Origin of the sequence: Pyxidicoccus xibeiensis, from assembly GCF_024198175.1 — a bacterium.
GTDB classification, from domain to species: domain Bacteria; phylum Myxococcota; class Myxococcia; order Myxococcales; family Myxococcaceae; genus Myxococcus; species Myxococcus xibeiensis.
Map to the genome: position 1 here is coordinate 634,074 of NZ_JAJVKV010000001.1, position 12,158 is coordinate 646,231.

Here is a 12,158-nt window from a genome sequence, read left to right on the forward strand (position 1 = left end):
GGGCGCCCAACCTATGTCAGACCTCCCGCCTTCGTAAACCCCGGAAACACCAGGGCTTTTCCCCTGTGCATCCACCGCGCCGTTGACAACGCCGCGCAGGCCGATTTTTCGGGCCTCGCGCCGCCGTGCCCCCCGCGCCCGCAGGGCCCTCGCGAGGTCGGAAACCCGCCCGATTCCGGACGCTTCCACACGCCCTTCCGGGAGCCCCGGAATGTCAGACCCGACTCGTAGTCTGTGTTCCACGAGGCGGCCAACCGAAGTCACTTCTCCCCGGCGCCTCTCCGCTCGAATGCGGGGGGACAAGCCCTCTTTTCGACAGGTTTCCGCACGCCATGGAACAACGACTGGCCACCATCATTGGAAACGCGGTTCGCGCGGCCCGGCAGCGGCTGGAGCTCACCCAGGCCGACGTCGCCGAGCGCGTCGGCATCGCCACGGAAGTCTACGGCCGCCTGGAGCGCGGCCACATGCTCCCCAGCGTGCGCACGCTGAGGAAGCTGTGTCTGGTCCTCAACTGCTCCTCGGACGTGCTGCTCGGCATGGCGGGAGTCGCCGGAGTCGAAGGCGCGCCCGCGCTCGCCGAGGACCCGCCGGAGTACCGCGAGCGTCCCGAAGTCCGCCGCCTGCTGCGCACCGTGCGCAAGCTGGACGCGCCCCGGCTGCGGCTGCTGGGGCAGGTGGCCAACGCGCTCGAGAACTGAGCGCGCCGTCCCTCTCTTCCACCCCACGTGGAAGAGAGGGAGCCAGGACGGACTCAGACCGGGGCGGGGGGGACCCTGGATGTGAGGGAAGTTTCGTTCTGGCGCAAGCGCTTGGCGCGTGGAGTGAAGCGGCGGCGGCGGGGCGGGCGTACTTAGAGTCTTCATGACTCGCGCCCCCCCGCCGACGCCCAGCTTCGACCTGCCCCAGCTCGCGGTCCACGCGTTGTGGTGGGTGTGGTTTCCCGCCTTCGTGCTGAGCTGGGACGGGCTGGGGGTGGCGGGCCGGCTGGGGATGTGCGCGCTGGGCTGGGCGGTGCTGTTCTGGAACTACGCCGTCCTGCACAACCACATGCACGTCTCCACCGCCCGGCCGAAGCTGGCGCACTGGGTGGTGTCCCGGACGCTGGGCATGGCCTGCGGCTTCCCCTACCGCGGCTACTACATCCACCACTTCAACCACCACAAGTACAACGACGGGCCGGGGGACTGGGGCCAGCGGCGCCCCGGCGAGGGGGCCGTGCGCTACTGCCTGCGCTCGGCGCTGTCGCCCTGGTTCTGGCCCTTCGAGGCGGTGGGCCACGTCTGGAAGGCGGCGACCAAGCGCAAGCAGCGGCTGGAGCTGGTCATCGACTTCCTGGTGGTGGACGGCACCCTGCTGGCGCTCGTCGTCTGGAAGCCGGCGCTGGGGCTGGCGTGGTGGGCCGTCCTGCTGGTGGGCCAGGTGTGCATCCTCTGGCTCAACCTGGCGGCACACTTCGAGACGGACGCCAGCCAGCGTGACGCACTGGGCAATACGTCCACGTCGCGCTTCTACAACCTCTTCTTCTTCAATGCGGGCTTCCACCAGGCCCACCACCTGAAGCCGCAGACGCCCTGGTACGAGCTGCCGGCGGCCACCCGGGAGCTCGCCGCCTCGGGCCTGGTCCGTCCGGCGCTGATTACCGGACTTTCGCCCATCAATCCCTTGTGGGTGGCCCGCATCATTCGGCGCTATTCTGCCAGGCCGTGCGATCGGCAGACGGAGTCGACGATTACCTCCGGGACCCCCTCGGCCGTTACGTAGTCGGGGAGGGCTTCCTCCATTGGTACGCCTCGGCGGACCTGTGCGGCTTCATCCTGTGGGGACGCCCGGGTGAGTCGCAGGTGCGGCGGCTCGTGCAGATTCTGGACGTGGAGCTGGCGCCCGCGAAGCCCCACGCCTCGCTGGTGGACGCGCGCCGGCTGGAGGCCGCGGACCCGTCCGCCTTCGCCGTCCTGGTGAAGTACATGCAGCCCCGGGAGAAGGCCTTCAGCACCTCCGTGCTGAAGCAGGCGCTGGTGCGTCCGGAGGGCGTCGTGGGCGCGGTGGTGGGCGGCTTCTACACGCTCTTGTCCGGCGCGTACCCCAGCCGCGCCTTCAGCGACCCGGCCGAGGCGCTGGCGTGGCTGGGCCACCCGGAGGCGCTGGCGGCGCCGCTGCTGGCGAAGCTGAATGACCTGGTCGCCGAGGCCACCGGCCAGTCGCCGCTCTTGCGCGAGCTGCACCAGGTGATGAAGGGCAAGCTGCCGGACGTGAATCTGTCGGACGTGGCCCGGGAGATGGGCATGTCCGAGCGGACGCTGCAGCGGCGGCTGAAGGAGGCGGGCACGTCCTTCCAGGCGGAGCTGAATGCCGTGCAGGTGCGCATGGCGCAGGCGCTGCTGCTGGAGACGGACATGAAGCTCACCGCCGTGGCGGTGGAGGTGGGCTGCGCGTCGCTCCAGCACTTCAGCAGCCTGTTCCGCAAGCTGGTGGGCACGTCCCCCAGCGCGTGGCGGGACGCGCAGCAGGGCAAGGCGTCCACGGAGGCCGGGGAGGAGACGGCCGCGGAGCCCTCCACCCAGGGTGGCGAGTAGCAGTCCGGCGTCAGGGGTGCGGGTACGTCACCGTGAGGGTGGGCACCAGCCCCGGGTCCGTGCTTGTCACGAGACTCCGGGCAGTCGCAGGGTGAAGCGCGCCCCACCCTCCGGGCGGTTCTCCGCCACCAGGGTGCCTCCGGCGCGCGCCACGTACTCGCGGCACAGGGCCAGGCCCAGGCCGGTGCCCTTGCCCGGGGGCTTGGTGGTGAAGAAGGGCTCGAACAGGCGCGGCAGCACGGCGTCGGGGATGCCGGGGCCGTTGTCCTCCACGTCCACCCGCACGCCCGTCTCCTCCCGCGTGGAGCGCACGACGATGCGCGCCGGGCGGCGGGGCTCCATGGTCTCCAGCGCGTCCGCCGCGTTGAGCAGCAGGTTCACCAGCACCTGCACCAGGTGGCGCTGGCTGATGCGCACGCGAGGCAGGCCCGGGGCGAGCTCCCGCACCACCTCGCCCAGGCTGCGCAGCCGCACCGACGCCAGCCGGTCCGCCTCCGCCACCGCGTCCTCCACCGCGCAGTGCTCCTCCGCGTCCGTCGCGTCGCGCGAGAAGCGGCGCAGGTCCGCGACAATCTGCTGGATGCGCTGCACGCCCTGCTGCGTCTCCTCCAGCACGCGGCGCAGCTCCTCCACGTCCGGCGCCGGCTCGCGCAGCTCCTCCTCCAGGAAGCCCAGGTTGGACTTCACGTAGGCCAGCGGGTTGTTCACCTCGTGCGCCACGCCCGCGGCCAGCTTGCCCACCACCGCCAGCCGCTCCATCTCCGCGCGGTTGCGCTCGGCCTGGGCGCGCAGCCGCTCGCTCTCCGCCAGCCGCTGCAACGCCTCCACGCGCTCCCGGTCCGCCTCGCGCTCCGCGTCGCGCAGCCGGCGGAACGTGCGCCCGCCATAGACGGACACCCACGCGATGAAGACGAAGGAGAACACCTGCGCCAGCGCATCGCGCGGCGACGCGCGGGACCACCAGCACGTCAGCAGCAGCGACACCAGCGTCAGCGCGCACGCCACCAGCGTGGGCTGCCGGTGCCCCGGCGTGAAGACCGCGATGATGAGCGGCACCGCGTACAACCCGGGGAAGAAGGGACTGGCCAGGCCGCCGGTGAAGCGGATGACGAGCAACAGCGCCACGAGGCTCACGAGGGCGGCCAGCGCGCTGCCCGTCTTCGAGTCCACCCAGCGCGCCCTCACCGCCACGCCCAGCACGATGAAGACGGCACTCCACGCCACGTGGACGGCCAGGACCTCTGGAATCAGCCGGCCCAGCGTCAGCGGGTGCGTGGCGCCGGAGAGCGTCAGCCCCAGCGCGCACAGCAGGTAGTTGCGGCGCCGCAGCCGCAGGTGGGCTTCCAGCTCGGCGGGCAGCGGGGCGGTGGGGACGTCCTGGGACAAGGAGCGGGTTCCTGGGGCGGGCGGGCGCAGGGGCCTACTTCAGCGCCCGCCAGGCGGCGGGACGGGACGTGTGCCGCTGGACGCAGGCCGCGAGGCCGGGGACGTCCGCCAGCGGCCCGCCGGGACGGGTGGAGCGCGTCTTGGGAGTGAAGGAGAGCGTCATCATCGGCGGGGCTCCGAGGTGTGGCGCCGCAGGCGACGGGCCTTGCCCAGCCGCGCGGCGCCCCGGGAGTCTGGCTTTTCCACCATCCGCCGGCTCGCGGGCAAGATGGGGTCCGGACAGAGCGTGCGCAGTCGACACGTCCGGCACTCCGCGCCGCCCCACACCGACTCGTAGAGCGCCGTCACCCGGTCGATGACGTCGAAGTCCTCGGTGACGAAGCCCAGCTCGAAGTTGCGCACGGTGTCACCCTTGGCGCCCAGCCCCGCGCCGGTGAGGTTGGCGCTGCCCAGGTAGGCCCACGCCCCGTCGACGACGACGGCCTTGAAGTGCACGCGCGGACACACCTTGAGCGCCAGCCCGCCCGCCACCAGCCGGGCCCGCTTGTCGAAGGCCGCGCGGAAGGGCCGGCTGGGCAGCTCCGCGTGCAACAGCCGCAGCGCCACGCCGCGCGCCGCCAGCGTGTCCAGCACCTCCACCAGCGGGACGAAGCGCCCGCCGTGCTCCACGAACATCGCCTTCACGTTGGCCGTGGCCATCCACACCGACTCGCGCGCGTGGAGCAGCTTCTCCAGCACCACCTCCCGGTACAGCCCGCTGCCCGACAGGAGCTCCGCTTCGATGGGACGCATGACGCCCAGTCTCGCACACCCGCCTACATACAGCCAGCGGGCGCCCGTCCTCGGGCTTCCGTACAAATGACCGCAAGTCACTTGACGACTGACTGCCGGTCACCTACTTGAGAAGGCATGGTGAGCCAGTCAGCGGCGAAGGCGCGGCGGCCGCTGCCCCAGCGGGCGCGCAAGGACGAGGACAAGGAGGCGCGGCGGCGGCTCATCCTGGATGAGGCGCTGGAGCTGTACCAGGCCACGTCCTACGGGGACGTGAAGATGGCGGACGTCGCCGAGCGGGCGCAGCTGGCCAAGGGGACGGTGTTCCTCTACTTCCCCACGAAGGAGGCGCTGTTCCTCGCGCTGCTGGAGGACCTGCTCTTCACGTGGTTCGACAAGCTCGACGGGCTGCTGGAGCCGGGTGACGGTGCGTGGACGGGCCCGAGGCTCGCGCGCACGGTGGCCGAGTCGCTGGACGGCGAGGAGGCGCTGACGCGGCTGCTCGCGCTGCTCCAGACGGTGCTGGAGCAGAACGTGACGGCGGCGCAGCTGCGGCCCTTCAAGGAGCGGCTGCTGGCGGCGCTGCTGGGCACCGGGGCGAAGGTGGAGGCGCGGCTCCCCTTCCTGAAGGCGGGGGACGGGCCGCGCTTCATCATGCAGATGAACGCGCTCGTCACGGGCCTGCGGCAGATGGCGGACCTGGCGCCGGTGACGCGCGAGGTGCTCGCCCTGCCGCACATGGCCCCGCTGCGCGTGGACTTCACCGCCGAGCTGACCGCCGCCCTCACCACCCTGCTGCGCGGGCTCGAGGCCCGCTGAAGTCCCACCCCTTTCCCCGCACTGGAGCACGCCCATGCTGGAAGCCCTCCCCGCCCCTGTCGAGACGAAGCCCTCCGCCGAAGCCGAGCGCATGCGCGCGGTGTTCGAGGCGCAGCGCGCGCACCGCTGGACGATGTCGCGCACCACCGCCGCCGAGCGCATTGCCCGGCTCAAGCGGCTGCGCGAGGCGATTGTCGCCCGGCGCGCGGAGCTGGCGGACGCCATCCACCGCGACTTCCACAAGCCCGCCATGGAGGTGGAGCTGACGGAGGTGCACCCCACGCTGGAGGAGCTGAACCACACGGTGAAGCACCTCAAGTCGTGGATGAAGCCCACGCGGGTGGGCACGCCGCTGCTGCTGGCGGGCTCGTCCAGCCACGTGCGCTACGAGGCCAAGGGCGTGGTGCTGGTGCTGTCGCCGTGGAACTACCCGTTCCAGCTGCTGATGGCGCCGCTGATTGCGGCCATCTCCGCGGGCAACACCGTGATGTGCAAGCCCAGCGAGAAGACGCCGCACACCTCGCGCTTCCTGGCGCGGCTGGTGAAGGACGTCTTCCCCGAGCACGAGGTGGCCCTGTTCGAGGGCGGCGCGGAGACGGCAGAGGCGCTGCTGGAGCTGCCCTTCGACCACATCTTCTTCACGGGCAACCCGCGCATCGGCCAGAAGGTCATGCACGCGGCGGCGAAGCACCTGGCCAGCGTGACGCTGGAGCTGGGCGGCAAGTCGCCCGTCATCGTCGACGAGACGGCGAACATCACGGCCACCGCCGAGAGTCTCTGCTGGGGCAAGTTCATCAACAGCGGCCAGACGTGCGTGGCGCCGGACTACGTCTTCGTCCACGCCTCGCGCGAGCGCGAGCTGGTGGAGGCGATGAAGACGGTCATCACCCGCTTCTACGGCGGCACGGAGACGGAGCGGCAGGCGAGCCCGGACTTCTCGCGCATTGTGGACCCGGCGGCGTGGCGGCGGGTGAAGGACCTGGTCGACCGCTCGGTGGCCGTGGGGGCGAAGGTGGAGGTGGGCGGGGCGGCGGACGGGCCCTCGCGCTACGTGGCCCCCACCGTGCTGTCGGGCGTGAAGGCGGACATGCCGGTGATGGAGGGCGAAATCTTCGGCCCGGTGCTGCCGGTGATGACCTACCAGAAGCGCGAGGAGGTCTACGCCCACGTCCGCAGCGGCGGCAAGCCCCTGGCGCTCTACGTGTTCAGCCAGGACAAGCGGGCCATCGAGGACATCTTCCAGAACACCACGTCCGGCGGGGCGGTGGTGAACAACGTCCTCATCCACGTGGCCAACCCGAACCTGCCCTTCGGCGGGGTGGGAATGAGTGGCCTGGGCAACTACCACGGCGTCTACGGCTTCCGGACCTTCAGCCATGAGCGCGCGGTGACGGTGCAGTGGATGAAGTCGCTGGCCTCGGTGTTCTTCCCGCCGTATCGCGGAAAGGCGCAGGAAATGGCCTCCCGCGCGACCCGGCTGATGGAGTAGGCAAGATGGCCGGTGCGGGCGGTGTTCCCGAAAGGGGCACCCCCGGGAGGAGCCGGTCCATGCACGTGGTGAAGCTGGCAGAGGAGCAGGTGCCGCAAGGCGTGCGAGAGGCGTTCGAACGCCTGCAGGCGCGTCGCTGGGACGTGGCGCGGCGCGGCGCGAAGGAGCGACTGGCCCGGCTGGAGAAGCTCAAGGAGCTCATCGTCGCGCGGCGCGAGGCGCTGGCGGACGCCATCCACGCGGACTTCCGCAAGCCGCGCGCGGAGGTGGAGGCCACCGAGGTGATGCCGGTGCTCCAGGAGCTGGCGCACGCGCAGAAGCACCTCAAGGGGTGGATGAAGCCCCGGAAGGTGACGACGCCGCTCCTGCTGACGGGCACCTCCAGCTTCGTGCAGTCCGAGGCGAAGGGCGTGGTGCTGGTGGTGGCCCCGTGGAACTACCCCTTCAACCTGCTGGTGTCTCCGCTGGTGGCGGCGGTGGCGGCGGGCAACGTCGTCATGTGCAAGCCCAGCGAGAAGACGCCGCACACGGCGCGCTTCCTGGCCGAGCTGCTGCGCGACGCGTTCCCCGAGGACGAAGTCGCCCTGGTGGAAGGCGGCCCGGAGGTGGGTGAGGCGCTCCTGCGCCTGCCGTTCGACCACTTCTTCTTCACGGGTGGCCCGCGCGTGGGCCGGCGGGTGATGGAGGCCGCGGCGAGGCACCTGGCCGGGGTGACGCTGGAGCTGGGCGGCAAGTCGCCCGTCATCGTCGACGCGACGGCGGACCTCGAGAGCACGGCCGAGCGGGTGGTGTGGGGGAAGTTCCTCAACGCGGGGCAGACGTGCATCGCCCCGGACCATGTCTGGGTACACGCGTCGCGCGAGGAGGCGCTGCTGGCGGCGATGAAGGACGCGCTGGAGCGCTTCTATGGCCGCTCCGAGGAGGCGCGGCGCGCGTGCCAGGACTTCTGTCGCATGGTGGATGACGGGGCCTTCAAGCGGGTGCGGGGGCTGATGGACCGCTCGGTGACGGCGGGCGCGCGCGTGGTGGCGGGGGGCGGCGTGGACGCGGAGACGCGCTACATCGCGCCCACGGTGCTGGCGGACGTGACGCCGGACGCGCCCATCATGGACGAGGAGATTTTCGGGCCGGTGCTGCCGGTGCTCCGGTACGAGTCCCTGGACGAGGTGGTGGCGCAGGTGCGCGCGGGGGGCAAGCCGCTGGCGCTCTACGTGTTCAGCCAGGACGAGGCGACGGTGGAGCGGGTGCTGCGCGAGACGAGCGCGGGCGGCACCTGCATCAACACGGTGGTGCTGCACAACGCGAACCCCAACCTGCCCTTCGGCGGCGTGGGGCAGAGCGGCGTGGGCGCGTACCACGGCGAGACGGGCTTCCGCACGTTCAGCCACGAGCGCGCGGTGCTGCGCCAGGGGCGCACGTCGCTGGCGCACCTGTTCTTCCCGCCGTACACCGGCAAGGCGCAGAAGCTGGCGCGGCTGGCGAGCCGGCTGTTCGAGTAGGGTTTCGGGCCTCGAGAAGCACCCGCCGGGCAGGCCGGCGGGCGCGGGCTTCAGCGCGGCCCTACGGGATGAAGGGACAGCGGTTCACCGCCATGCACTGCCACGGGCAGCCCTCCACGCCGCACGGGTAGCAGCACTTGTACCCGGGCGCGCACGTGCCCGCCGTCTCGCCACAGGTGTACGCCTGCGCGGAGACGTCCGTGCTCTCGGAGGCTTCGGGCTCCAGTGGCGCACCCTCCTCCGCCACCGGGCCTCCTCCACAAGCCACGGTGAACAGCGCCGACAACAGGAGGACCGCGCTCCGCATCGAGACGAACCGTGACTGCCTCATGTCGAGCTCCTTGAAGGTGCGAGTCCAGCCTTCTTGCTGGAAGCCACATCTTCCCGGCTCGGGCCCCTGGTTGCATCGCGGCACGCGTCACGGCCGGCGGTGTGCAATCGTGTCCCTTCATGCACGTAGAGCAGCAGTGCAAACCTACCGCGGGAGTCCCTCCGGTGAGCCGCACATGACAGACACGGGTTCACCTTCGTCCCTGGCGGTAGCCGCGCCCGCGGAGGCAGCGCCCTTCTCGCGGCTGCCCGTGGCGCTGCGCCCGCACGCGAACCTGCTCACCTACTACCTGCTCTCCGCCATGCTGGCCGGCCCGGGCTTCCCCATCCTCATGGCGGTGCGGTACTTCAAGTTCCGCACGCTGCGCTACGAACTGGACGCGGAGGGGCTCACCGCGCGCTGGGGCATCCTCTTCCGCCGCGAAATCTCCCTCACCTACGCGCGCATCCAGGACATCCACCTGTCCAGCAACGTGGTGGAGCGCTGGCTCGGGCTCGCGCGAATCCAGATACAGACGGCGAGCGGCAATGCCCGCGCGGAAGTCACCATCGAGGGCGTGCAGGCCTTCGAGGCGATGCGGGACTTTCTCTACTCGAAGATGCGCGGCTCCCGGGAGCACCCCCTGCCCGCGTCTCATGACACCTCGCACGCGCTGCCCGCGGGTGACGCAGCCGCGCTGACGGCCACGCTGCGCGAGGTGGCGGCCGAGGTGCGTGCGCTCCGGCTCAGCCTGGGTGACGGCTCCGCGACGCGGGAGAAGGCGGAGGAGACGGATGGCTGAGCCCCGCCACGCATGGTTCCTGCGCCTGCTCAAGGTGCCGCCGGAGCCCCAGGTCCCCGTGGGGGACGCGGTGCGCGTGTTCCGCTCCGCGCCCGGCTACCGCCGCTACCGGCTGCTGGGCTGGGGCATGAAGCAGCTCGGCCTCGTCGTCGGCCTGCTCGCGGGCTTCATGTTCCTCAGCGCCTTCGGCTCCCCGTTCGACTTCCGCTACGCGGACGAGATTGCCTGGGGCCTCGAGGCCTTCGCCTGGCTGGGATTCCTCGCGCAGCTGCCCCTGGGCTTCCTGGTGACGTGGGTGGACCTCAACCTGCGCTGGTACATCCTCTCCGACCGGAGCCTGCGCATCCGCGAGGGTGTCGTCTCCCTGCAGGAGAAGACGATGACCTTCGCCAACATCCAGCAGGTCTCCATCCAGCAGAACCCGCTCCAGCGCCTGTTCGGCATCGCGGACGTGAAGGTGGAGACGGCCGGTGGCGGTGGCTCCAGCGGCTCGAGTGACGCGGACTCCCGGGGCGGCGAGCACCTGCACGAGGCGCACTTCCGCGGCGTGGACAACGCCCGGGAGATTCGCGACGTCATCCTGGCGCGCGTCCGCCAGCACCGCGATGCCGGCCTGGGCGAGCCCTCCGTGGTGCAAGCGCCCGCTCCCGACGTCAGCACGGCTCCCGACGCACTCGCGGCCGCGCGGGAGCTGCTGGGCGAGATGCGGGCGCTGCGGCAGGCGCTGCCCTCACGCCGGAGCCGGACTCCGGCGGAGTAGCCCGTCACACGGGACGACTTCAGCTGCGCAGGCCGGGGGCCTCGTGGCCCGTGCGCGCCACGTACTCCGTGTAGCCGCCGCCGTACTGGTGGATGCCCTCCGGCGTCAGCTCCAGCACGCGGTTGGACAGCGCGGCCAGGAAGTGCCGGTCGTGCGAGACGAACAGCATGGTGCCCTCGTACCGCGACAGCGCGGTGATGAGCATCTCCTTCGTCGCCATGTCCAGGTGGTTGGTGGGCTCGTCCAGCACCAGGAAGTTCGGCGGGTCGAAGAGCATCTTCGCCATGACGAGCCGCGCCTTCTCACCGCCCGACAGCACGCGGCACTTCTTGTCCACCTCGTCGCCCGAGAAGCCGAAGCAGCCGGCCAGCGCCCGCAGCGAGCCCTGCCCCGCCCGGGGGAACGCGTCCTCCAGCGACTGGAACACCGTGCGCTCGCCGTCCAGCAGGTCCATGGCGTGCTGGGCGAAGTAGCCCATCTTCACGCTGCCACCCAGGGCCACCGAGCCCTCGTCCGGCTGCGTGGAGCCCGTCACCAGCTTCAGCAGCGTGGACTTGCCCGCGCCGTTGACGCCCATGACACACCAGCGCTCCGTGCGGCGCACCAGGAAGTCCAGGCCCTCGTAGATGCTCCGGTTGCCGTAGCCCTTGTGCACGTTCTTCAGGCTGACCACGTCCTCACCGGAGCGCGGCGCGGGCTGGAACTCGAAGAGCACCGTCGTGCGGCGCTTGGGCGGCTCCACGCGCTCGATCTTCTCCAGCTTCTTCACCCGGCTCTGCACCTGCGCGGCGTGCGAGGCGCGCGCCTTGAAGCGCTCGATGAACTTGATCTCCTTCGCGAGCATCGCCTGCTGGCGCTCGAACTGGGCCTGCTGCTGCTTCTCGTTCTGCGCGCGCTGCTGCTCGTAGAACTCGTAGTTGCCCGAGTACGTCGTCAGCGCGCCGCCGTCGATTTCCACCACCTTGGTCACGATGCGGTTCATGAACTCGCGGTCGTGCGAGGTCATCAGCAGCGCGCCCTCGTAGCCCTTGAGGAACTCCTCGAGCCAGATGAGGCTCTCCAGGTCCAGGTGGTTGCTCGGCTCGTCGAGGAGCATGGCGTCCGGACGCATCAGGAGGATGCGGGCCAGCGCCACGCGCATCTTCCAGCCGCCCGACAGCGCGCCCACGTCGCCGTCCATCATCTCCTGCGTGAAGCCCAGGCCCGCGAGGATTTCCCGCGCGCGGCCCTCCAGGGCGTAGCCGCCCAGCTCCTCGAAGCGCCCCTGCACCACGCCGTAGCGCTCGACGAGCTTCTCCATCTCGTCCGCCCGGTCCGGGTCGCCCATGGCGGCCTCCAGGTCCTTCAGCTCGGCGGCCACGGTGCTCACCGGGCCGGCGCCGTCCATGACCTCGGACGCCGCGCTGCGGCCCGACATCTCACCCACGTCCTGGCTGAAGTAGCCGATGGTGACGCCCCGGTCGACGGCGACCTGGCCCTCGTCCGGGTGCTCCTGGCCCGTAATCATCCGGAAGAGCGTCGTCTTGCCAGCCCCGTTGGGACCGACGAGGCCGACCTTCTCACCCTTGTGGAGCGCCGCGGAGGCCTCGATGAAGAGGATCTGCTGGCCATTCTGCTTGCCGATGTTGTCGAGACGAATCATGTGCGCACGGGGCCCGGAAGCGGTTGCGGCGCCCTTATGCCACGTGGCGCGCCCTGGGAAGAATGTTCCGAACCCCCGGACTCCCCATTCTCTTGCAGCGGGCG

13 protein-coding genes are annotated in these 12,158 nt (G+C 70.8%); 8 read left to right on the forward strand and 5 right to left on the reverse strand.

What is annotated here, in order from left to right; genetic code table 11:
- Positions 1-332 precede the first annotated feature (332 nt).
- The 3 genes from LXT23_RS02525 to LXT23_RS02535 all read left to right on the forward strand — a co-directional run bounded on the left by LXT23_RS02525 (position 333) and on the right by LXT23_RS02535 (position 2,576).
- Entirely contained in the window at positions 333-701 is a 369-nt protein-coding gene (locus LXT23_RS02525; RefSeq protein WP_253978438.1) for a helix-turn-helix transcriptional regulator, read from the forward strand.
- Between the two features lie 163 nt (positions 702-864).
- Positions 865-1,764 (forward strand): fatty acid desaturase family protein, encoded by a 900-nt coding sequence (locus tag LXT23_RS02530; protein ID WP_253978439.1) that lies wholly within the window; start codon positions 865-867, stop codon positions 1,762-1,764.
- Positions 1,765-1,844: 80 nt separating this feature from the next.
- Positions 1,845-2,576, forward strand: a complete 732-nt coding sequence (locus tag LXT23_RS02535; protein WP_253978440.1) for a helix-turn-helix transcriptional regulator — start codon at positions 1,845-1,847, stop codon at positions 2,574-2,576.
- Positions 2,577-2,642: 66 nt separating this feature from the next.
- Here the strand turns inward: LXT23_RS02535 and LXT23_RS02540 are convergent, their stop codons facing one another.
- From LXT23_RS02540 to LXT23_RS02545, 3 genes are read right to left on the reverse strand one after another with little or no spacing between them, the layout of a single operon-like run.
- Entirely contained in the window at positions 2,643-3,962 is a 1,320-nt protein-coding gene (locus LXT23_RS02540) for a sensor histidine kinase (RefSeq protein WP_253978441.1), read from the reverse strand.
- Positions 3,963-3,996: 34 nt separating this feature from the next.
- Positions 3,997-4,128: a hypothetical protein gene (locus LXT23_RS49510; RefSeq protein WP_256560490.1), complete on the reverse strand. Its 132-nt coding sequence runs from the start codon at positions 4,126-4,128 to the stop codon at positions 3,997-3,999.
- A complete protein-coding gene (locus LXT23_RS02545) occupies positions 4,125-4,754 on the reverse strand; it encodes a phospholipase D-like domain-containing protein (protein WP_253978442.1) in 630 nt (209 codons plus the stop codon). Before LXT23_RS02545 ends, LXT23_RS49510 begins: the two co-directional genes overlap by 4 nt.
- 117 nt (positions 4,755-4,871) lie before the next feature.
- On the opposite strand from LXT23_RS02545, the gene LXT23_RS02550 reads away from it, so the two are divergent.
- The 3 genes from LXT23_RS02550 to LXT23_RS02560 are packed head-to-tail and all read left to right on the forward strand — an operon-like array spanning position 4,872 to position 8,540.
- Positions 4,872-5,552 (forward strand): TetR/AcrR family transcriptional regulator, encoded by a 681-nt coding sequence (locus LXT23_RS02550; protein WP_253978443.1) that lies wholly within the window; start codon positions 4,872-4,874, stop codon positions 5,550-5,552.
- A gap of 34 nt (positions 5,553-5,586) precedes the next feature.
- On the forward strand, positions 5,587-7,041 hold the full coding sequence (locus LXT23_RS02555; protein WP_253978444.1) for an aldehyde dehydrogenase family protein: 1,455 nt from the start codon (positions 5,587-5,589) through the stop codon (positions 7,039-7,041).
- 59 nt (positions 7,042-7,100) lie between these two features.
- Positions 7,101-8,540 carry an aldehyde dehydrogenase family protein gene (locus tag LXT23_RS02560; RefSeq protein WP_253978445.1) on the forward strand — a complete coding sequence of 480 codons (1,440 nt, stop codon included), beginning with the start codon at positions 7,101-7,103 and terminating at the stop codon, positions 8,538-8,540.
- Positions 8,541-8,601: 61 nt separating this feature from the next.
- On the opposite strand, the gene LXT23_RS02565 is transcribed toward LXT23_RS02560, so the two are convergent.
- Positions 8,602-8,871, reverse strand: coding sequence for a hypothetical protein (locus LXT23_RS02565; RefSeq protein ID WP_253978446.1), 270 nt, complete (start codon positions 8,869-8,871; stop codon positions 8,602-8,604).
- A gap of 175 nt (positions 8,872-9,046) precedes the next feature.
- On the opposite strand from LXT23_RS02565, the gene LXT23_RS02570 reads away from it, so the two are divergent.
- Positions 9,047-9,652 (forward strand): PH domain-containing protein, encoded by a 606-nt coding sequence (locus tag LXT23_RS02570; protein WP_253978447.1) that lies wholly within the window; start codon positions 9,047-9,049, stop codon positions 9,650-9,652.
- Positions 9,645-10,412 carry a PH domain-containing protein gene (locus tag LXT23_RS02575; protein WP_253978448.1) on the forward strand — a complete coding sequence of 256 codons (768 nt, stop codon included), beginning with the start codon at positions 9,645-9,647 and terminating at the stop codon, positions 10,410-10,412. The genes LXT23_RS02570 and LXT23_RS02575 overlap by 8 nt, the downstream gene beginning before the upstream one ends.
- A 19-nt stretch (positions 10,413-10,431) precedes the next feature.
- Here the strand turns inward: LXT23_RS02575 and LXT23_RS02580 are convergent, their stop codons facing one another.
- On the reverse strand, positions 10,432-12,054 hold the full coding sequence (locus LXT23_RS02580) for an ABC-F family ATP-binding cassette domain-containing protein (RefSeq protein WP_253978449.1): 1,623 nt from the start codon (positions 12,052-12,054) through the stop codon (positions 10,432-10,434).
- Positions 12,055-12,158: the final 104 nt, after the last annotated feature.